20 protein-coding genes are annotated in these 21401 nt (G+C 68.9%); 1 reads left to right on the forward strand and 19 read right to left on the reverse strand.

The genetic code is table 11. The annotated features are described in order from the left end of the window. Window positions 1-39: 39 nt before the first annotated feature. From ACFP3H_RS17385 to ftsY, 3 genes are all read right to left on the reverse strand, one after another. The gene (locus ACFP3H_RS17385; protein ID WP_378607088.1) at window positions 40-378 is read right to left on the reverse strand and encodes a P-II family nitrogen regulator; all 339 of its coding nucleotides are present in this window, start codon (window positions 376-378) and stop codon (window positions 40-42) included. 4 nt (window positions 379-382) lie between these two features. Then, on the reverse strand, window positions 383-1699 hold the full coding sequence (locus ACFP3H_RS17390) for an ammonium transporter (protein WP_378607090.1): 1317 nt from the start codon (window positions 1697-1699) through the stop codon (window positions 383-385). 311 nt (window positions 1700-2010) lie between these two features. Further along, a complete protein-coding gene (gene ftsY, locus ACFP3H_RS17395) occupies window positions 2011-3618 on the reverse strand; it encodes a signal recognition particle-docking protein FtsY (RefSeq protein ID WP_378607093.1) in 1608 nt (535 codons plus the stop codon). 154 nt (window positions 3619-3772) lie between these two features. Here ftsY and ACFP3H_RS17400 point away from each other — a divergent pair, with 154 nt between their 5' ends. Next, on the forward strand, window positions 3773-4162 hold the full coding sequence (locus ACFP3H_RS17400) for a DUF2237 family protein (RefSeq protein WP_067448994.1): 390 nt from the start codon (window positions 3773-3775) through the stop codon (window positions 4160-4162). Window positions 4163-4181: 19 nt separating this feature from the next. On the opposite strand, the gene smc is transcribed toward ACFP3H_RS17400, so the two are convergent. The 16 genes from smc to ACFP3H_RS17480 form a co-directional block, all read right to left on the reverse strand. Beyond that, on the reverse strand, window positions 4182-7802 hold the full coding sequence (gene smc / locus ACFP3H_RS17405; RefSeq protein WP_378607096.1) for a chromosome segregation protein SMC: 3621 nt from the start codon (window positions 7800-7802) through the stop codon (window positions 4182-4184). Between the two features lie 158 nt (window positions 7803-7960). Further along, window positions 7961-8455 carry a DUF1707 SHOCT-like domain-containing protein gene (locus ACFP3H_RS17410; RefSeq protein WP_378607099.1) on the reverse strand — a complete coding sequence of 165 codons (495 nt, stop codon included), beginning with the start codon at window positions 8453-8455 and terminating at the stop codon, window positions 7961-7963. A gap of 88 nt (window positions 8456-8543) precedes the next feature. Further along, window positions 8544-8999 (reverse strand): DUF350 domain-containing protein, encoded by a 456-nt coding sequence (locus ACFP3H_RS17415; protein WP_378607102.1) that lies wholly within the window; start codon window positions 8997-8999, stop codon window positions 8544-8546. Window positions 9000-9032: 33 nt separating this feature from the next. After that, window positions 9033-10196, reverse strand: coding sequence for a glutathionylspermidine synthase family protein (locus ACFP3H_RS17420; RefSeq protein ID WP_378607105.1), 1164 nt, complete (start codon window positions 10194-10196; stop codon window positions 9033-9035). Beyond that, window positions 10197-10928: a hypothetical protein gene (locus ACFP3H_RS17425; protein WP_378607108.1), complete on the reverse strand. Its 732-nt coding sequence runs from the start codon at window positions 10926-10928 to the stop codon at window positions 10197-10199. Window positions 10929-10953: 25 nt separating this feature from the next. Continuing rightward, complete coding sequence (locus ACFP3H_RS17430) at window positions 10954-11268, reverse strand: acylphosphatase (protein ID WP_378607111.1); 315 nt, start codon at window positions 11266-11268, stop codon at window positions 10954-10956. Continuing rightward, window positions 11265-11708, reverse strand: a complete 444-nt coding sequence (locus tag ACFP3H_RS17435; RefSeq protein WP_378607114.1) for an OsmC family protein — start codon at window positions 11706-11708, stop codon at window positions 11265-11267. Before ACFP3H_RS17435 ends, ACFP3H_RS17430 begins: the two co-directional genes overlap by 4 nt. A 273-nt stretch (window positions 11709-11981) precedes the next feature. Further along, window positions 11982-14126 carry an amylo-alpha-1,6-glucosidase gene (locus ACFP3H_RS17440; protein WP_378607117.1) on the reverse strand — a complete coding sequence of 715 codons (2145 nt, stop codon included), beginning with the start codon at window positions 14124-14126 and terminating at the stop codon, window positions 11982-11984. Continuing rightward, window positions 14123-15313, reverse strand: coding sequence for a glycosyltransferase family 4 protein (locus ACFP3H_RS17445; RefSeq protein WP_378607120.1), 1191 nt, complete (start codon window positions 15311-15313; stop codon window positions 14123-14125). Before ACFP3H_RS17445 ends, ACFP3H_RS17440 begins: the two co-directional genes overlap by 4 nt. 265 nt (window positions 15314-15578) lie before the next feature. Beyond that, window positions 15579-17087, reverse strand: coding sequence for a PstS family phosphate ABC transporter substrate-binding protein (locus tag ACFP3H_RS17450; protein ID WP_378607123.1), 1509 nt, complete (start codon window positions 17085-17087; stop codon window positions 15579-15581). Window positions 17088-17179: 92 nt separating this feature from the next. After that, window positions 17180-18217, reverse strand: a complete 1038-nt coding sequence (locus tag ACFP3H_RS17455; protein ID WP_378607126.1) for a PHP domain-containing protein — start codon at window positions 18215-18217, stop codon at window positions 17180-17182. A 5-nt stretch (window positions 18218-18222) separates the two neighbouring features. Continuing rightward, window positions 18223-18804 (reverse strand): dihydrofolate reductase family protein, encoded by a 582-nt coding sequence (locus ACFP3H_RS17460; protein WP_378607129.1) that lies wholly within the window; start codon window positions 18802-18804, stop codon window positions 18223-18225. Between the two features lie 65 nt (window positions 18805-18869). Then, window positions 18870-19730, reverse strand: a complete 861-nt coding sequence (mutM, locus tag ACFP3H_RS17465) for a bifunctional DNA-formamidopyrimidine glycosylase/DNA-(apurinic or apyrimidinic site) lyase (RefSeq protein ID WP_378607130.1) — start codon at window positions 19728-19730, stop codon at window positions 18870-18872. A gap of 4 nt (window positions 19731-19734) precedes the next feature. Beyond that, a complete protein-coding gene (rnc, locus tag ACFP3H_RS17470; protein ID WP_378607133.1) occupies window positions 19735-20460 on the reverse strand; it encodes a ribonuclease III in 726 nt (241 codons plus the stop codon). A gap of 19 nt (window positions 20461-20479) precedes the next feature. Continuing rightward, entirely contained in the window at window positions 20480-20662 is a 183-nt protein-coding gene (gene rpmF, locus ACFP3H_RS17475; protein WP_040708879.1) for a 50S ribosomal protein L32, read from the reverse strand. Window positions 20663-20664: 2 nt separating this feature from the next. Beyond that, window positions 20665-21351, reverse strand: a complete 687-nt coding sequence (locus ACFP3H_RS17480; protein ID WP_378607136.1) for a YceD family protein — start codon at window positions 21349-21351, stop codon at window positions 20665-20667. Window positions 21352-21401: the final 50 nt, after the last annotated feature.

The following is a 21401-nucleotide window of genomic DNA, read 5'->3' on the forward strand; positions in this document are numbered from 1 at the left end:
CCGCTCGATCGTTACACCGCCGGTAGCTCCGGCGCCGAATTACAGTGCGTCAGTACCGCGTTCACCGGTACGGACCCGGATGATCGTATCGACCGGGCTGACCCAGACCTTGCCGTCACCGATCTTGCCGGTGCGCGCGGCCTCGACGATCACCTCGACGACCTTCTCGACCGAGGCGTCGTCGACGACGATCTCGACGCGGACCTTGGGGACGAAGTCCACCGAGTACTCCGCACCGCGGTAGACCTCGGTGTGGCCCTTCTGCCGGCCGTAGCCCTGGACTTCGCTGACAGTCATGCCGAGCACGCCTGCCTGCTCGAGCCCGGTCTTGACGTCCTCGAGGGTGAACGGTTTGACGATTGCGGTAACGAGTTTCATTACGTCATGCCTCCTTGGCGGCACTGCGAGCCGTGCCACTCACAGCAGCGAAATCGTATGCCGTCTCCGCATGTTCGGAGTCGTCCATGCCCGAGGCTTCTTCCTCAGCGCTGGCACGAAGGCCGATAGTGGCCTTGATGGCCAGGGCGATGATCGCCGCGACGACCAGCGAGTAGGCCAGCACCGCGAAGGCACCGACGACCTGACGCCACAGCACGTCGAAGCCGCCACCGTAGAACAGGCCGTCCGCGGCGGTGGGCGCCTCGGCGGTACCGACCAGGCCGATCAGCACGGTGCCGATGACACCACCGACGAGGTGGATGCCGACGACGTCGAGCGAGTCGTCGTAGCCGAACTTGAACTTCAGGCCGACCGCGAGGGCACAGGCCGCACCGGCGATGACGCCGATGAACAGCGCGCCGATGACGTTGACCGAGGCACAGGCCGGGGTGATCGCGACCAGACCGGCCACGATGCCCGAGGCGGCGCCGAGCGAGGTGGGCTTGCCGTCACGGATCTTCTCCACGAGCAGCCACGCCAGCAGGGCGGCCGCGGTGCAGACCAGGGTGGTGACGAAGGCGGCGGCGGCGGTGCCGTTGGCACCCAGAGCCGAACCGGCGTTGAACCCGAACCACCCGAACCACAGCAGGCCGGCACCCAGCATGACGAACGGGAGGTTGTGCGGACGGAACGGCGTCTTCGGCCAGCCCTTGCGCTTGCCGAGAACCAGGGCCAGCGCCAGTGCCGCGGCACCGGAGTTGATGTGCACCGCGGTGCCACCGGCGAAGTCGATCGCCTTGACCTTCTCCATGATCCAGCCGCCACCCCAGACCCAGTGGGCCACGGGGAAGTAGACGACGGTGGCCCAGATGCCGGCGAAGACCAGCCAGGCACTGAACTTCATCCGGTCGGCGACCGCACCCGAGATGAGGGCGACAGTGATGATCGCGAACATCGCCTGGAACGCCACGAAGACCAGCGTCGGGACCGTGCCGGTCAGCGCCAGCTCACCGTGGCCCTCGGAGAGGCCGGAGAACAGCGTCCGCAGACCGAAGAACTCGGTCGGGTCGCCCACCAGGCTCGCCTTGTCGGTGCCGAAGGCCATCGAGTAGCCGTAGAGCACCCAGAGCACGCCGATCACGCCCATGGCGCTGACGCTCATCATGATCATGTTCAGAACGTTCTTGCTACGGACCATGCCGCCGTAGAAGAACGCGAGTCCGGGTGTCATGAGTAGTACGAGAGCCGCACTGGTCAGTACCCAGGCCGTGTCACCTGTGTCGAGCGCGTCGACGCTCGCCAGGAATACGGGATTCACCACCTTTAGTCCTCCTCATCTCGGGCCCCGCCGAGTACGACGAAAGCCTGTACAGAAGGGTCGCCACTCGGTGTTTCATCCGTTGAGCTGTGGTGTTTCACCTGAGTGAACGGATAGCGCTGTTGTGTTGCATCCACGTTTCGTCGGTCTGGCGACAGCCTTTCAGCTCACCGTGAGGTCGGTGCGGAGGTGCGATTCGCCGCGAGTTCGCACGGCGTTTCGCCCCTGCTGAGGCGCCCGGAAACGCTCGGGTCGGACCCCGGACACAGCGCTGCCCGCCCGATCGCCGGATCGGACGGGCAGCGTCGTGTGCGCTAGGACGTACCGCCGAGGAGGGCGTCGACGAAGGCGCCGGGCTCGAACGGCGCCAGGTCGTCGGCGCCCTCACCCAGACCGACCAGTTTCACCGGCACGCCGAGCTCGTGCTGGACCTGGAAGACGATGCCGCCCTTGGCGGTGCCGTCGAGCTTGGTGAGCACCACGCCGGTGATGTCGACCACGTCGGCGAACACCCGCGCCTGCATCAGTCCGTTCTGGCCGACGGTCGCGTCGAGCACCAGCAGGACCTCGTCGACCTCGGCTTTCTTCTCCACGACCCGCTTGACCTTGCCCAGCTCGTCCATCAGGCCGGTCTTGGTGTGCAGGCGACCGGCGGTGTCGATCAGGACCGCGTCGACGCCACGGTCGATGCCCGCGGCGACCGCGTCGAAGGCGACGGCGGCCGGGTCGGCGGCCTCCTTGCCGCGCACGGTGTCGGCGCCGACGCGCTCGCCCCAGGTCTGCAACTGGTCGGCGGCGGCGGCGCGGAAGGTGTCGGCCGCGCCGAGCAGCACCCGGCGACCGTCGGCGACGAGCACGCGCGCCAGTTTGCCGGTGGTGGTGGTCTTTCCGGTGCCGTTCACGCCGACGACGAGCAGGATCGCCGGATGGTCGCCGTGCGGCAGGGCGTGGATCGAGCGGTCCAGTTCGGGGCGAAGGGCGTCGATCAGCACCTCGCGCAGGAGCGCGCGGGCCTGTTCGGGGGTGCGCACGCTGCGACTGGCCATCTCCTCGCGCAGCCGTTCGACGATGGCCGCGGTGCTGGCGGTGCCGATATCGGCCAGCACGAGGGTGTCCTCGATCTCCTCCCACGAGTCCTCGTCGAGGTCGCCGCCGCCGAGCAGGCCGAGCAGGCTCTTGCCGACGGCGTTCTGCGAGCGCGACAGCCGACCGCGCAGGCGCTCGAGGCGACCGGAGGTGGGGTCGATCTCCTCGATGGCCGTGATGAGGGCGTCGGATTCGGCCGGGGTGGGCAGGGTGTCGGGCACCACGAGGTCGGGAACCTCGGCGGGCGCCGTCGTGGAAGGTGCCGTGGTGGGCCCGGATTCGGTCGGTGCGGGCTTGGTGGGCGTGGTGTCGGCAGGAGCCCGGGTGGGCTCGGTCTCGGTGGGAGCGGGCGTCGTCGGCGCGGTCTCCGGGGGCGCGGTGTCGGCCGGCGCGGTGTCGGTGGGCGCGGTGTCGACAGGTGCGGTGTCGGTCGGCGCGGTGACCTCGGGCGCGGACGTGTCCAGGGCGGACGCGTCGTCGGGGACGACCACCGTCTCCTCGACCGTGACATCGGCCTCGGGCAGCGGTACCTCGGTGATCCCGCGGCGCGGCGCGTCGCGCGGGACCGCGGCGTCGTCACCGACGTGCGGTTGGCCGTCGGTGTCGGTGCGCTCGGACACCGGTTCGGGTCTGGGCAGGGTCGGCGCGGACCCGCCCTGGCTGAAGCTGAACCCACCGGCGGCGGTGTAGCCACCGGACCGGTCCGTCAACTCCTTGTCCGGCTCGGGCGGGACCAGCGAAATCTGGCGCCGCTTGTACAGGACGAAACCCGCGACGAGCGCCACCAACAGCACGGCGGCGATCGCGGCGATCAGGATCCACGCTTGCGAACTCACCCGGCGAGTCTATTCGGGGTGGTTGTTACCGCACGTCGGCGGCGTCGGCCCGGCGGGTCGGCGGGCCCGGATCGCGCGTGTCGCGGCGTGGCGAAAACACTACAGATTCGTTGTCCTGCGGAACTTCTGGCGCTCGCCCCATAGGATCGGCGGAGTGACCGATCGAAACGTGCTTGGGGGGCCGCTGGAAGAGTGCGGCGCCGATCCTCTCACGGGCTTCTACCGGGACGGCTGCTGCAGCACCGGCCCGGAGGATCTCGGCAGCCACACCGTGTGCACCGTCGTGACGGCGGAATTCCTGGAGCACCAGGCCTCCATCGGCAACGACCTCAGTACGCCGCGCCCGGAGAACAACTTCCCCGGCCTGCAGCCGGGCGACCGCTGGTGCGTGGTGGCGGTGCGCTGGTTGCACGCCCACGAGGACGGGGTGGCCGCCCCGGTGGTGCTGGCCGCGACCCACGAGAACGCCCTCGAGGTGATCTCGGTGGACATCCTGCGCAAATACGCCGTCGACGTCCCCGACGACGTCAGCGACCTGCTGTGACGAGTGCCCTTCGGTGAGCTCAGGCCGGGGTCGACACCGGGTCGCCGACCTGGACCCGGTTGAGCCGCTGGGAGATCACCTGGGTGATGCCGTCGCCGCGCATGCTCACCCCGTAGAGCGCGTCGGCGATTTCCATGGTGGGTTTCTGGTGGGTGATCACGATCAGCTGGCTCTTCTCGCGCAGCTGTTCGAACAGGCCGATGAGGCGGCGCAGGTTGGTGTCGTCCAGGGCCGCTTCGACCTCGTCCATCACGTAGAACGGGGACGGGCGGGCGCGGAAGATGGCTACCAGCAACGCGACCGCCGTCAGTGACTTCTCGCCGCCGGAGAGCAGCGACAGGCGCTTGACCTTCTTGCCGGGTGGGCGCGCTTCGACCTCGATGCCGGTGGTGAGCATGTCGGTGGGGTCGGTGAGCACCAGTCGGCCCTCGCCGCCGGGGAACAGTTTGCCGAAGACGCCGACGAATTCGCGTTCCACGTCGGCGTAGGCCTCGGTGAACACCTGCAGGATGCGCGCGTCGACCTCGGCGACCACGTCGAGCAGGTCCTTGCGCGCGTTCTTGACGTCCTCGAGCTGGGTGGCGAGGAAGGTGTAGCGCTCCTCGAGGGCCGCGAACTCTTCCAGCGCAAGGGGATTGACCTTGCCGAGGGTGGTGAGGTCCTTCTCGGCGCGTTTGGCGCGACGCTCCTGGGTGGGGCGGTCGTAGGGCATCGGCTGTGGCGCGCTGACCTGTTCGCCGCGCTCCTTGGCCTGCTCGTATTCGTGCAGTTCCAGCGCCGAGGGCGGCAGCGGCACGTCGGGACCGTATTCGGCGACGAGGTCGGCCAGGGCGATGCCGAACTGTTCGGAGATGGTGGTCTCGAGCTGTTCGATGCGAAGGGCCGCTTGGGCTTTGGCGACTTCGTCGCGGTGCACGGCGTCGGTGAGCTGGGCGAGCTGGGTGTTCAACGCGCGCGAGCGTTCCTTGACCTGTTCGAGCGCGGCCGCGCATTCGCCACGGCGCCGAACCAATTCGTCGCGCCGGGCGGCGGCGGTGGCCACGACCTGCTCGAGTTCGTGTTTGATCGCGGTGCCCGATTCGGCGACCGCCGCGGCCACGGCGGCGGCCCGACGGCGAGCGGCCTGCGCCCGTTCGGCCCGAGCGCGCGCCTCACGCTCGCCCCGCGCGGCCCGGCGCAACGAATCCGCTTTGCCGCGAACCGATTCCGCGCGTTCCTCGGCGGTGCGCACCGACAGCCTTGCCTCGACCTCCATGGTGCGCGCCTCGGCGAGCGCGGCGGCGGCCTCCTCGCGCGCGTATCCGGCGCTCTCGGTGCTCGCGGTCCCGAAACTGTCGTCGCCGCCGTCGTGTTCGATCTCGGCGTGGCGCAACCGGTCCTCGAGCTCGGCGAGCGAGGCGAGTGACTTCTCCCGCGCCGCTTCGGCTTCCGTGCGCTGCGTGGTGAGCCGCTGCCCCTCGGTCTGGGCCGCGCGCGCGGTCTGGCCGACGCGGGCGAGCCGGTCGTAGATGGCCAGCAGCGCCTGATCGGATTCGTGCAGCGCCATCAGCGCGTGATCGGCGGAGTCCTTGCGGTCGGTCTGTTCGGCCAAGGCCCCGGCCAGGGCCGCTTCCAGTTCCTCGGCACGGCGTTGCGCCGCCGCCAATTCCGCGGTGGCGGTGTCGATCTCGGCTTGGACCTCGAGCTGGCTCGGCATCCGCTCCGACCCGCCGACGACCCAGCCCGCTCCGGCCAGGTCACCGTCGCGGGTCACCACGCGCAGTTCAGGACGTGACGCGGCCACCTCGGTAGCGCGCGCCAGATCCTCGACGACGACCACACCGGCAGCGAGGGCGGCCAGCGCGGGTCGCACCCGCTCCTCGCCGTCGAGCACGTCGACGAGCCACCGCGCCCCCTCGGGCAACGTGCCCCGCTCCGCGGGAATCCGTCCGTCGGTGGCGAAGACGAACGCCACCCGTCCCCCGTCCCCGGAACGCAGTTCCCGCACCGCCGCGTCCGCCGCACCGGCGGAATCAGCCGTGATGGCGTCGGCGAGCGGGCCGAGCAGCGCGGCCACCGCCGCTTCGTACCCGGAATGCACCCGCAGCGCCCCCGACAGCCGTCCGCCGAGCCCGCTCACCCCGTGTTCGAGCAACCAGGCCGCACCGTCCTTGCGCGCCAGGTTCATGCCGAGCGCTTCGATGCGGGCGCCGAGCCGAGCGACGAGTTTGCCGGCCTCCCGGTCCAATTCGCGCAGTTCCCGCACCCGCTCGTCGGCGAGTTCCTTGGCCGCGACCGCGTGTTCGTGTTGGGCGTCGAGGCCCTTCTCGCCGGCGTCGAGTTCGCCGAGTTCGTCCTGTACCGCGTCGTATTCGACCTGGGCGGTCTCGCCCCGGTGGCGCGCGTCGGCGATGGCCACCGACAGGCGCGCGATCTCGGCGTCCACCGATTGCGCGCGGGTGCGCAGGTTGTCGACCTGCCCGGACAGCCGCGCCAATCCCTCGCGCCGGTCGGCGATGGCCCGCACGGCCGCCAGGTGCGCCTGCTCGGCGGCCTTGGCGGCGTGTTCGCGCTCATGAAGGGCCTCGCGCGCGGCTTCGAGGGTCTCGGTCGCCATCTCGACCGCGTAGCGCAGCTCGGCCTCTTCGGCTTCGATCCGGTCGGCCTCGGCCTCGAGCTGCTCGGGATCGCGCCCGGTCCCGACCGGGACCTCGGTGTGTAGGTGCCGGGCCCGGTCACTGGCGATCCGAATGGTGGCGTTCACGCGCTCGGTCAGCGCGGAGAGCTGGAACCAGGTCTGGGCGGCGGCCTCGGCCGACGGGCTCAGGCGCGAGAGCTGGAATTCCTGCTGGGCCAGTGCGGCATTGGCGGCGTCGAGCTCGGATTGCACGGTGATCTGCTGCTCGCGCGCGTACGCCTCTTTGCTGAGCTGCGATTCCAGTTCCCCGCGCCGGGTGACCAGGTCGTCGGCGGCCAAGCGCAGTCGGGCGTCGCGCAGGTCGGCCTGCACGGTCTGCGCGCGCCGGGCGACCTCGGCCTGGCGGCTGAGTGGTTTGAGTTGGCGGCGCAGTTCGGTGGTGAGGTCGGTGAGTCGGGCGAGGTTGGCCTGCATCGCGTCGAGCTTGCGGACCGCTTTCTCCTTGCGCCTGCGGTGCTTGAGCACGCCCGCGGCTTCTTCGACGAACGCGCGCCGGTCCTCGGGCCGCGATTCCAGGATGGCCGACAGGCGCCCCTGCCCCACGATGACGTGCATCTCGCGCCCGATGCCGGAGTCCGACAGCAGTTCCTGCACATCCATCAGCCGGCAGGTGCTGCCGTTGATCTCGTACTCCCCCGCGCCGTCGCGGAACATCCGCCGGGTGATCGATACCTCGGCGTAGTCGATCGGCAGTGCGCCGTCGGAGTTGTCGATGGTCAGCGTGACTTCGGCGCGCCCCAGCGGTGCCCGGCCGACGGTTCCGGCGAAGATGACGTCCTGCATCTTCCCGCCCCGCAACGCCTTGGCGCCCTGCTCGCCCATCACCCAGGTGAGCGCGTCGACGACATTGGACTTACCGGACCCGTTCGGCCCGACCACGCAGGTGATACCCGGCTCGAATCGCAAGGTGGTAGCGGACGCGAAGGACTTGAACCCCTTCAACGTCAAGCTCTTCAAATGCAAGCTGTTCCGCCTCCCCGCGATTTCTGGCCAGACCTGGGCGCGGGATGGCACTGTGCGCGGCCGACGGTCTGTGGGCGGCTCGGCTAGCCCGTACCCGGTGAGTTACCCATGTTGTCGCGTGAGCATATCGGACGGGGGTGACACCGCGCGGACGGCTGTCAGGCGCGGTCGCGGTGCGGGGGGAGACCGTGCGGGTTCAGGTGCTCGGCGTGCTTCTGGGCGCGACGCAGGTGCGCGGCGGCGCTCGGCCCCGATTCCCAGCCGGTGATCATCCTGAACACCAGCACCGCGCCCCACGGGCCGATCACCCACATCGGCCAGAAGTAGGTGAGCTCGCCCGCCGACAGCGAGACCAGACCCCAGATGACCAGCACGATCACGCTCACCCCGGCCCAGCTGCCCGCTTCGATCCGCTGCCACACGGGGATGCGCGCAGCACGCTCGCGCGGGGCCGCGGACGTGTCCTCGGGCAGCGCGGGCAGGTCCGAGAGCACCACGGCGAGCTGATCGCGGGTGGTGGTCGCGTAGACCTGGGCGACTCGCTGGTCGTATTCGGACAGGTCGATCCGGCCGTCGGCCATGTGCCGACCCAGCTGGTCGACGATCACCGTGCGTTCGGCGTCGGACGCGCGCGTACCGGGGGTGATTTCCATGCCGACGTCCTCTCGGTCACATCCGGGGGGTGGAGTGCTGCTTCCAGCCTCCACCCTCCACAGTGTGATGTCAACCGTATCGCCGGGCTCAGAGAATCGCGAACGCCACCACCAGGCCCAGCGCGAAGTGCGCGGCGGCCACGAGCAGCACCTCGGGGGTGTAGGTGTCGGCGTGCAGGGTGCGACCGATGTCGATGCCGGTGACCTTCTCCAGCAACCGCACCGAGATCACCTGCGCGACGATGCCGACCAGGCCGTACACGACCGCCGCGATCAGCCCCTCGGTCAGCTTGTTCACGCCACCGGTGGCCAGCACGGCGAACACGACGATGAACGCCATGCTGATCATGCCCGCGGCGGAGACGATGATGGCGTTCGGCTTACCGCCGACAACCAGGTCGCGCAGCTTGCCGGGCGTGGTCAGGTCGATGGCGAAGAAGCCGATCAGCATCAGCACCAGGCCGATCAGGCAGTACAGGATGATGGCGCCGACGCCTTCACCGAGCGCACTCCAATAACCCGATTCCAGGGCGAGGGCGGTCATCGTGGTCCTTTCGAACAGTGTGTGTGAGGTCAGTTAGTCGACGATGCGGTGCGGCACGAACGCGGCACCGTCATCGGTGATCAGGCCCGCGGTCTCCCGGATGCCGAGGCCCGCGGCGGTGTCCCCGACGACCCAGGCGCCCAGCACCGGACGCATACCGTCGAATTCCGGGAGCGGGTCGAGCAATTGGTAGACGAAGCCCTCGGCGCCGTAGACGCCGCCGGTGGCGGTCTCCATGCCGGGGCCGACGATGGTCATATTGGCGCCTTCGCGACCGAGCTTGGGTTTGCGGATGTACTCGGTGAGCTCGTGCGGGCTGTCGAGGTAGGCGGGCAACAGATTCGGGTGGCCGGGGTACATCTCCCACAGGATGGCCAGGATGGCCTTGTTGCTCAGCAGCGTGGTCCACAGCGGTTCGATCCAGGCCGTCGCGGGCAGGCTGGCCACCACGCGCTTGCCGAAGTCGTCGTCGAGGATCCACTCCCACGGGTAGAGCTTGAACATCGCCTCGATCGGCGCTTCGGCCAGATCGACGAACCGGTGCAGCTCGGTGTCGTAGCCGACCTCCTCGATCGGCAATGCCACCGTGTCGAACCCGGCCTCGGCGGCGGTCTCCTGCATATAGGCGGTGGTGACGTTGTCCTCGCCGGTCGCGTCCGCGCCCGACCAGGTGAAGTGCAGTTCGGTGCCCGGCAGCACCCCGCGCAGTTCGGTCCAGCGCTCCACGAGCTTCTCGTGCAGCGAATTCCATTGGTCGCCACCGGGATACACCTGCTGCAACCAGTGCCACTGGATGATCGCGGCCTCGAGCAGCGAGGTGGGGGTGTCGGCGTTGTACTCGAGCAGCTTGGCCGGGCGGCGCGCGTCGTAGCGCAGATCGAACCGCCCGTACACGTACGGGTCACTGCGCCGCCAGGATTCGGCGATCGGACCCCACGTCCATTCCGGCAGCCCGAAATCGGCGAAGCGCTCGGTGAGCACGACGTGTTCGGCCGCGTGCAGGCACATCGACTGCAGCAGTTCCACATCGGCTTCCAGCGCGAGGATCTCGTCCATCGAGAACTCGTAGTGCACCGACTCGTCCCAGTACGGGCGCGGCTGACCGCTCGCGTCGCGGCCGGGCGCGCCGTAGACCAGGCCCTGCTTCTCGACGATCTGCTGCCAGCCCTTGCGCGGTGCGCTGTTCACTCGCCGCATCTAGGACCCACTCCCGCCGGTCGACTTGCTGCCGAGGCCACCGCGTTGCACGGTCGTGCCGCTCTTGGTCTTGACCTCGGCGTTGCGCGGTTTCACCGAACTGCCGCCGGTGGGCGCCTTGCCGATGGTGGGGGTGCCGCCGTAGTGGTAGCGGTACTGCGGCCACCCGAGGATCACCAGGCCGCCGAGTCCGCCGCCACCGTCGCTGCGGAAGTTGGATTTGCCGTCACCACAGAATTCGTCGGCGACGACGACTTCCTGGCCGTTCTGGTCGATCTGCACGCACGAGGCGGTGACCTGATCCGGTGCGGTGACCGCGCTGTAGACGAGGTAGCCGCCGCCCACCAGGGCCGCGACGCCCACGATGGCGACGCCGCCGATCATCACGCGTTTGCGGTTGCGCCGCTTGGCTTCCGCCGCGGCGGCCGCGGCCCGCTCGGCCTCCTCGGCCTGCTTGCGCGCCTTGTCGCGCGCACGGGCCTCGCCGACGGTGGGCGGACGCGGTTGGGTCACACCGGGTTCCTGGCGCGCCATCTTGCCCGGCCGCGACTGCCCGACGGGATGCCCGCCCGCGCCGAACACCTGCGGGGCGTCCGGTGCCGAATCGGCCGGTGTCGCACCGGCATTCGGGTCGGCCGGGGGTGTCCAGCCCGCGCCGGGATCCGGTGGCGTCCATGGCGACTGATCGGACCCACCCGACTGATCGGGCGGTCCAGGGTTGTTCGTGCTCACCGCTGCCTCTCCCCCGAAGTCACCACTAGCGCTCCTCGAATCCGGTCAGGTCGCCCCGCGCGGGCTCCCAGCTTTCCACAACCAGGTCCACCCGTCCGGGAGTGGACCCGAACGGCCCGCCGATCGCGTGTCCGGACCGTAACAGGTCCAGCAATTTCTCGCCCGCCCTTCGCGACCCTTCGGCGACCACGTGCACCCGACCGTCGGCGTGATTGCGCGCGTAACCGACCAGGCCCAGTTCCAGTGCGCGCGAACGCGTCCACCACCGGAACCCCACGCCCTGCACGTCACCGTGCACCCACGCGCTCAGCCGCACCGGCTCCCCGGCGTGTTCGCTCATGCGTCGATGTCGAAGGTCAACGTCACCTTCGTGCCCGCCTTGAGCGTGCGCCCCACGGTGCACGCCTTGTCGACCGCGCGCTGCACGGTCACCAGTAGTCGCTCCCGAGCCGCCTCGTCGAGCTCGGACAGGTCCAGTTGGAGAACCTCGTCGAGCTGCGGGTACACCTCGTTCTCCCGATCGGCGTCCCCGGAGACCCGAATAGTGGCGTCGAAGTCGTCGCCCAGGCGCCGCGAAAGCGGAAAGTCCGAGGACAGCCCGGTGCACGCGGCCAGCGCGATCTTCATCAGCTCACCGGGGGTGAACGCGCCCGGAACCCCCGCCGACGCGACCAATACCTCGGCACCACGGTTACTACGCCCGGTGTAAGCCCGGGTGCCGGTGCGCTCGACCCACAGTTCGACAGGGGCATTGTTCACGGGTGCGGTCTGCTCAGCCATGTCTTGATCCTGGCATGCCCGCCTCTCCGCGTTTCATGCCGACCGGTAACTGCCACGAATGTCACGCTGCGGCCTTGCGTCTGTCCGTGCCGGGATGCTGGACGTTCCCGATGAGTTACCCATGTTCTCGCGAAATCACAGATCGCCCTCCCATGACGGTGACAGCCCACCCTGTCCCGACGACCGGGACGAGCCGCCTCGTCCTAAGCCCGGATCGCACTACTCATCGTCGATGAGCAGAGTAGAGAGCTCGTCCGCGACCCGGGCTGCGTACTACTCGTCGTCAGTGAGCAGAGTCCACCCCTCCGGCAACCCCGTCACCGTCACCGACGACCCGCACACCTCCAGGTCCACCGTCACGCCTTCCCCCAGTCGGAACTCCGACATCCGCACACACCCCCACGCCGGCGGCACCTGTGGCCGCAGGGTGAGGGTCTTGGCGGGAACGTCGGGGTCGAGGCCGAGGAAGGAGCGCACCAGCAGCAGCGGTGCCGCGCTGGCCCAGGCCTGGGGCGAACACGAGGTGGGGTACGGCACGGGTGCGGCGAAGCGCGAGCGCGGGAAGCCGCAGTACAGCTCGGGCAGCCGGCCGTCGAAGGCCGCGGCCGCGTCGAGCAGGCCGCCGGAGAGTTTCGTCGCCAGTTCCACCGCGCCGGGCACGTGCTGGTACCGCATCAACCCGGCGACCGCGATCGCCGTGTCGTGCGGCCACACCGAACCGCAGTGGTAACTCATCGGGTTGTAGGCGCCCATGTCCGAGGACAGGGTGCGCAACCCGAACCCCGAATCCATTTCCGCGCGGGACAGATTGCGGATCAGGATCTCGGCGTGCTCGTCGGTGGCGATGCCCGACCACAGGCAGTGCGCGGCGTTGCTGGTGAGCGCGTCGACCTGGCGTTTGCGCCCGTCCAGGGCTACCGCGTACCAGCCGTAGTGCGGCAGCCAGAACTGTTCGGCGAACTTGGTGCGCAGTTCCTCGGCCCGCTCGCGCATCCGCCCGGCCAGCTCGGGATCGTCGAACTGGTCGGCCAGCTCGGCGCGGGCCAGGAACGCCGCGTACACGTAGCCCTGCACCTCGGCCAGCGCGATCGGCGCCTCGGCGATATGGCCCGCGGCGTCGTTGATTCCGTCGAAGGAGTCCTTCCAGCCCTGATTGATCAGGCCGCGATCGGTGGCGCGCACGTACTCGACGAACCCGTCGTCGTCGCGGTCACCGAAATCGGTGATCCAGCTGATCGCCGCGTCGGCGGCGGGCAGCAGGGTCGCGATCGAGGCCGGATCCGCGCCCCAGCGTAGACATTCCGCGAGCAGCATCACGAAAAGCGGTGTGGCGTCGACGGTTCCGTAATAGATCTGCCCGCCGAGCACTTGGCCCACCGAGGGCCCGCGCCGCATCTCGTGCATGATCCGCCCCGGCTCCTCCTCCACGAGCGGGTCGATCGTCTGCCCCTGCAATTCGGCCAGTTGCTGCAAAGTGCCAAGGGCCAGATCGGTTTCCAGCGGCAGCGACATCCACGCGGTGAGCAGCGAGTCGCGTCCGAACAGCGTCATGAACCAGGGCGCGCCCGCCGCGACGAACGGGCGATTGGTGCCCGAGTCAGTGTGGATCTGCAACGCGCCCAGGTCGCTCTCGCTGCGCCGCAGGATCTGGTTGAGCAGACCGGAATCGGCGGAGATATCGGTGGCGGTGGCGCGCCAGGCCTGGATCTTGCGCACCGGCTCGCTGGCCCGGTACCGCTCCCCCGGCGTGCCGGAGGTCTGCGGACGCTGCGCCGCACCGGCGGGCGCGGCGGTGATCTCGGTCTGCCAGCGTCCACCGGCGGGCACGACGACCCGCCAGATCATGGTGCCGGGCAACACCATCGGCTCGACGGTGGAGGTGAGCGCGAGCCCGCGCGAGAGGTCGGCGCGGTCGTGCAGCAGCAGTTCGCCGTCGGAGGTGGTCATCTCCGAGCGGTGCCCGTTCGTGCGCCCTTCCTTCACCGCGAACAGGTCGACGAAATCGGCGTCGACGTGCAGTTCGAGGACCACCGCGGTGGCCTCGCGGCTCATGTTCTCCAAGGTGATCAGTTCGTGCATGCCCTCGGCGACGAGCCGATCGCGCACCACCAGCAGGGTGCTGTCGGCCCGACCCTGCTGCGGCGGCCTGCGCAGCACGAACCGTGCCGCGAAGGCCTCCGGGCTCAGCACCGACAGCGCCTCGGGCCGTTTGCCGTCGATCATCAGCTCCCAGCGCGAGATCACCCTGGCGTCGCGGAAGAACAGGCCCTGTGGTTTGCCCGGCTCGATGTCGCCGAGCCGGTCCGACAGGCAGAACGTGCCGCCTTCGACGAGGGTGATGTTGCCGCCGCCGCCACCGAGCCCGGCGGGTTCCCCCGCGTTCAACGGGCTCGGCGCCGAGGCGCTGTCGGTACTCATGCGCGTCCGGTGACGGCCGCCCCGACCGGCATCGGCATCGCGTACGCGCCGCCGTAACCGATCGTGGTGCGCGCGAGCAGATCTCGATACACCTGCTCGTAGCCGCGGCCGAGGGTGTCGGCGCTGAAATGGTCGACCACGTGCGCCCGGCAGGCCGCCGGGTCGTAGGTCTGTACCTCGGCGATGGCGTCGGGCAGTTCGGCCGGGTCGTCACAGATCCGACCGGTGACCCCGTCGACCACCACTTCGCTCACCGCACCGCCACGCAACGCGACCACCGGCGTTCCGCAGATCATCGCCTCGATCATCACCATGCCGAACGGCTCCTCCCATCGGATGGGGAACAGCAGACACCGAGCTTCGGAGAGCAGCTTACGCTTGGCGGTGGCGTCGGCGAGGCCGAACATCTCATCTCGCGGGGTCATCCGCGGCGTCACGAACTTCTCGAAATAGGCCTTCTCCGGCGCCTCGCTGCACTTGCCCGCCAGGATCAGCGGGATGTCGGCGGCGTGGGCGGCGTCGAGTGCCAGATGCGGGCCCTTGTCGGCGCTGAATCGGCCGAGAAACAGTGCGTAATCCTTCTTCTCGGTCAGGAACGGCCACTGATCGGGACGCAGCGCGTTGTGCACCCGACCCGCCCACGGCAGGTCAGGGGCCAGCGCGCGCTGACGGTCACTGATCGCGACGAGCGAACACTCCTGGCCCAGTTCCTTGTAATAGCGGTAGCAGTCCTCCTGCACCGGACCGTGCACCGTGACCACCGTCGGCAACCCGAGGTTGGCGTAGGCCGGCGCGTTGAGCGGGCCGGCGAAGGTGTGGTCGTGGACCAGGTCGATACCTTCGGTATCGGCCAGTCGTTCGATGGCGCGTCGCACCCGCAGCGCGTGCACGACCTCGGGGAACGGATCACCGAGGCGTTCGGGCTGGATCCGGTCCCACAGCGGCACGAAATCCGCCTTGGTGCCGTCGATCCCGGCGCCGAACAGGGTGACGTGATGGCCACGCTCACACAGGGAGTCGACCAGATCGGCGACTACGGCCTCGACCCCGCCGTAGGCCTTGGGGGGAACATCGAAATACGGTGGAACGACCATGGCGATCCGCAGCGGACCACCGTGGGAATCGATCGAATAGAGATCGGACGCGGACAAACCGGTCGGCGACATTGCCGACGTGTCTGCACTCATGACCTTCCTTCCAGGGACACAACCTCGCAGCACTTGCGCGAACAAGAGATGGCCGCCTCGGCGGAGGTGGAGACGAGAGCTTCACCGCCGTCCATGGGGCATGGTTGGCCTGGCCAGACGCGATGCGCACCGTTTCGGGTGCCCGTCTGAACAGAGGGGCCGAGATGGAACGTACCCCGCTACCGCAGAGTAAACCAGCGTGTCGGTGGCAAATGTTGCATATCGATTCCCTATCGGGGCAGGAGATTCCGCGATCGGGAACGGTCTACGGCGTACAGATGGCCTGCGCTACCGCGTCGAGGCAGGGAATATTGCCGAACTCGCGAATGGCGGCCCGGCCCGCGCCGTGCATCAGGTAGTCGACGAACTGCGCCGCCAGCGAATCACCGGCGACCTCCCCGTTGGTCGTGGCGTACTCGACGACCGTGAGCGGATATGTGCGGGATCGCAGGGTGTCCACCGAGGCGGAGATCCCGTCGAGTGAAACGACGGTGACCTCGCCCCCAGCGGCCGAAGTCTCCATGTATCCGACCGCGCCCGGGGTCGCGGCCACGTAGGCGCCGACCCCCGCCGTGGACTTCACCTCGCACTGCGGCCCGCCCGATGCCCTTCCGGCACAGGGGATGAACGGAAACACCTTGCGGTCACCTTCGAGCAAACGGGCTTCGAGCGCGCTGCGGGTGCCCGAGCCGGCCTCCCGGTCGACGAGCACCACCGGCTGATCGGGCCCACCGAGCTGGTTCCAGTTCACGACCCTGCCCCGGTACAGATCGCGGATCTGCGGTGTCGTGAGATTCGGCAGACCGAGGTCGGGGTGGGTCACGATCGCGAAGGAACTCAGCGCCACCGGGTATTCGACCAGTGTGGTGTAGCCCTGCCCCTTGGAACCGTCGCTGATCGCGAGCATCGCCGGGGTCGGACCCGCTTCGGCCAGGTCGACCAGTCCGTCGGAGGTGCCGCTGAAGTCGAAGGTGAATTCCGCGGCGGTGCAGGTCTTCGCGTAGTTGCGCGCGGCCGTGCGGATCATCGGCTCCATCGCGGTGGACCCGACGAGCGTCAGTGAGCCCCCGGCACAGTCGCGCGGCGGCGGGTCCGGTTGCAGCGCGAGGACCGCCTGCCCGGCGATCAGCGCGACCAGGAATCCGGACAGCGCCATCAGCTTCTTCGGCGATCCTGAACGGCTCTGGGTCTCGACGAGCTTGCCGCCCTTGACTCCCCCGGCGAAGGTCGGCTGCGCGGGCTCGCCCGTGCCGTGCACCCGTCGCAGCACCGCGAGGATCTTGTAGTGCTGGCGGCGTTCGAGCGCCACCTTCGGCAGGTCGATGATGCCGACGTACCGCTCACCCTCGCCGGTGGCCCGCTTGCCGATGCCGGAGTCGGGCCCGAGGTTGTCGGGCAGCACCCCTTGCAGTTCGGTCACCGCCAGGCCGATGACCTCGCGACCCGGGAAGGAGATACGCAGGCCGACAGGCGAATTCGTGGGACCCATGGTGTAGTCGGCGGCGTCGATGGCCAGGGTCCCGCTGTTGTCGATGCGGACCAGCACCACCGACAGCGCGGACAGGTCCAACGCCGCGCCGCCGAGCTCCGGGGTGCTCAGATTGCGCAGGGCGCCGACCAGCGACGCAGTGTCGGTCTCGCCCGTCACCGGCGTGTCCATCTGGACGCGGTAGCCGAGCCGACGGCGCCCGACCAGGACGAACTCTCGAACGAACGCGGCCGAGGCGACCACCAACCCGATCGCCGACAGGACGAGCTCCACCGGAATATCCATCGTTCCCCCCACCACCCGCACGTTCAGCGAGTTGATATGTACCAGAGGGATTTCCGGCTATCGATAGTCGAAAGCAACTGTTGGGCAAGACTTCACCCGGTGGACTCCCGAGTCCACGCGAGCAGCTCGTCCACCGGCCAGGTGTCGATCACCCGCTCGGCGGTCACCCCGTGCGCGAGCGCGCGTTCGCACCCGTACCCCTGCCAGGCCAGTTGGCCCGGCGCGTGCGCGTCGGTGTCGATGCTGAACAGGCAGTCCATCTCCACGGCCAGCTCGATCAGCCGTCCCGGCGGGTCGCGGCGTTCGGGACGGCTGTTGATCTCGACGGCGGTGCCGTAGCGCCGGCACGCCTCGAAGACGAGTTGGGCGTCGAAGCTGGATTCGGGTCGGGTGCCGCGGCTGCCCTCCACCAGGCGGCCGGTGCAGTGGCCGAGGATGTCGACATTGGGGTCGGCGACGGCGTAGACCATGCGCTCGGTCATCGTGGCGCTGTCGTCGCGCAGCCGCGAATGCACGCTGGCGACAACGATATCCAGGCGTTCGAGCAATTCGGCGTGCTGGTCGAGGGTGCCGTCGGCGAGGATGTCGACCTCGATGCCGGTGAGGATGCGGAACGGGGCCAGCCGCTCGTTGAGTTCGGCGATCACGTCGAGTTGGCGCAGCAGCCGCTCCACCGACAGCCCGTTGGCGACCTTCAGGCGGGGTGAGTGGTCGGTCAGCGCGCAGTACTCGTGCCCCAATGCCGCTGCCACGCCCATCATCTCGGCGATCGGGCTGCCGCCGTCGGACCAGTCCGAATGCGTGTGCAGGTCACCGCGCAGCAGTCCGCGCAGCGCGTCACCGGCGGGCGCGATCGGCTCGGCGGCCGCGCGCAGCTCGGCCAGATAATCCGGAACCGCGCCTGCGGCGGCCTGTTCGATGATGGCGGCCGTCTTGGGTCCGATCCCGGCCAACTCGCGCCAGCTGTGTTCGGCTGCGCGCGTAGCGTATTCGGCCCGCGACAGCCCCTCCACGACATCGGCGGCGCGCCGGTACGCCTTCACCCGGTGGGTTTCGGCGCGGTCGCGTTCGAGCCAGAACCCGACCTCGCGCAGGGCCGCCACCGGACCAGGACCCGCCGCCGCTGTCACGGCGTCTACCTGATGCGGCTGTACTTGAGAAAGGCGACACCGTCGGCGTAGACCCGACTGGTGATCACCCGGAACCGTTCTGGCGCCGGTAATTTCGCGCCGCCGCCGAACAGCGGCCTGCCGGTGCCGAGGACCACCGGGTGCAGTTTCAGGAACACCTGGTCGATCTCGGGGAGCAACGTCTGCGCCAGTTCACCGCCACCGCAGAGCCAGATACCAAGTCCCTCTTCACGTTTGAGCGCGCGGACCGCCTCGGTGGGGTCACCGTCGATCAGCTCGACGCCGGGCGCGGGCGCTTCGGGCATAGTGGTGGAGACCACGTACTGGCGCAGGTGCTCGTACGGGCTGGCGGTGCCGGTGCGCACGCCGAAATCGTGGGTCTTGCGGCCCATGATCACGGTGTCGAAGTAGATGTTGCCGGGGGCGATTCCACGTGCCTCCCGCACCTTGGTCGGCAGGGTTTCGGGGTACTGCGAGATGATCGCGGGCCCGTGGTCGCCCTCGACGGGAAAGAAATCCAGCGTCCCGTCCTCGGCGGCGATGAAACCGTCGATCGTCGATGCCACGAAATAGGTGAGCTTGCGCATAACGTCCTCCCTGCCCGGACCAGGTCTGCCAGGACCCTCTCACAGGAAACGGTAGCGCGCCCGGATCAGCGACGGCGTGGCTTGCGCTGACACTTCGGACAGGAAAACGACGACCGATTCATGAACTGTTCCCGGATCAGCGCGACTCCGCACCGATCACAGGGTTCGTCCGCGCGCCCGTAGGCGGCCAGCGACCGGGAGAAATAGCCGGATTCGCCGTTCACATTCACATACAGCGCGTCGAAGGAGGTGCCGCCGACGGCCAGCGCCTCGGTCATCACGGCGGTGACGTCGTCGAGCAGGCGACGCACGACCGGTCGACTGAGTTCGGCGGCGACGCGGGTGCCGTGCAGACCGGCCCGCCACAGCGCTTCGTCGGCGTAGATGTTGCCGATGCCCGAGACCACGGTCTGATCGAGCAGCACCCGTTTGATCTCGGTGTTCTTGGCGCGAATGGCCGCGACCACCGCCTCGCGATCGAAGCGCGGGTCGAGCGGATCGCGAGCGATATGGGCCACCGAATCGGGCACGACGGTGCCGTCGACCTCGACGAGATCGCCCAGCGCCCAGCCGCCGAACGTGCGCTGATCGACGAACCGCAGCTCCGCGCCGTCACCGAGCGCGGCGCGGATGTGCGCGTGCTTCTCGACCGGGGCGCTCGCGGGTTGCACGAGCATCTGACCGCTCATGCCCAGATGCACGACCAGGGCCGTATCGGGTTCGTCGAAGGTGAGCCAGAGGTACTTGCCGCGCCGCTGCGCGGAATCGATCCGCAACCCGGTGAGCCGGGCCGCCAGGTCCTCGCCGCCCGCGACGTGCCGACGCACGGCGCGCGGATGGGTGACGGTGACGGTATCGATGGCCCGACCTACGGCGTGCTCGGCCAGACCGCGCCGAACGACCTCGACCTCGGGCAGTTCGGGCACAGAGTCAGGCTTCGGTCTCTGCGGTGAGGGCCTTGTAGGCCGTCCCGGCCGCCTGCTGCTCGGCTTCCTTCTTGGAGCGACCGACCCCGGAACCGTAGGGATGACCGGCGATCACCGTGGTGGCGGTGAACTCCTTGTTGTGGTCGGGTCCGGTCGAGGTGATCTCGTAGGCGGGCACGCCCAGACCACGCTCGGCGGTGAGCTCCTGCAGGCTGGTCTTCCAGTCGAGGCCGGCGCCCATGCGGGGGCCACGCTCGAGCAGTTCGGCGAACAGCCGCAGCACGACCTCGCGCGCCACCTGGATGCCGTGCTCGAGGTGCACCGCACCGAGCAGCGATTCCATGCCGTCGGCGAGGATGCTCGGCTTGTCCCGGCCGCCGGTGAGCTCTTCGCCCTTGCCCAGCAGCAGGTACTGACCGAGTCCGCCGTCGCCGAGACCACGCGCCACCTCGGCGAGCGCGTGCATGTTCACCACGCTGGCACGCAACTTGGCGAGCTCACCCTCGGACTTGTCGGGATGCTCGCTGTAGAGGCGCTCGGTGATGCTGAGGCCGAGCACCGAGTCGCCCAGGAATTCCAGGCGCTCGTTGGTCGGCAGGCCCCCGTTCTCGTACGCGTACGACCGGTGCGTCAGCGCGAGGCGCAGAAGCTCCGGTCGTACGTCGACACCGAGGGCGGTGAGCAGGCTGGCGTGATCCGCCGCGCCCACATTGTCTTTGCTTGCTGTCACGTTGCTAATGATCGTCAGATCAGACAGCAGAGGTGACCTGGCGGCCCTTGTAGGTGCCGCAGGACGGGCACGCGATGTGCGGGAGGGTCTTCTCGCCGCACGCGCGGTTGGGGCAGGTGACCAGGGTCGGCGCGGTGGCCTTCCACTGGCTGCGCCGCGACCGGGTGTTGGAACGCGACATCCGACGCTTGGGAACAGCCACGGCTACTTCTCCTCTTGGTTTTCGCTGACCACACCGGCATCGGAGGATGCCGCGGCAGCGGTTGGGTCTTGGGTGGTGGAACCCTCAGCGGGGTCGCCGGTACCGGGCGCGTCAGTGGCGAACTTCGCCAACTTCGCCCAGCGAGGGTCCAGTATCTCATGCCCATGATCAGGTCCCGCAATCGCCATCCGCACACCGCACTCGGGGCACAGGCCCGCGCAGTCCGGGGAGCACAGCGGCTGCAGCGGAAGCTCCAGCCCGATGGCGTCGAGGACCACCGGCTCGAGGTCGACGAGGTCGTCTTCCATGCGGTAGACCTCGGCGTCCTCGGTCGTCTTCTCGGTGTTGCTGTCCGGGTAGGCGAACAGCTCCGTCAGACGAATCTCCACCTGGTCGTCGAACGGTTCGAGGCAGCGCGAGCACTCCCCGACCGTCGGCCCGGACGCCGTGCCGGTGACCAGCACACCCTCCGAGACGGCCTGCAGTTGCAGGTCGAGTTCCACCTCGGCGTCGGCCGGGATGGCGATCAGGTCGAGACCCAGCCGCTCGTGGTCGGTGACCGTGCGACGCAACTCCCGCAGGGTTCCCGGCCGACGGCCGAGATTGCGGACGTCCAGCACAAAACCGGCCTCCGACACAGGACCATTGGTCTTGCGTGGACGCGCGGGCGAACCGGAACCGGCGGACATCGCTAGGATTCTCACTTACCTTCGAGGGGATGATGGGCAACCACTCCACA

Origin of the sequence: Nocardia lasii (genome assembly GCF_042658545.1) — a bacterium.
GTDB lineage: Bacteria > Actinomycetota > Actinomycetes > Mycobacteriales > Mycobacteriaceae > Nocardia > Nocardia lasii.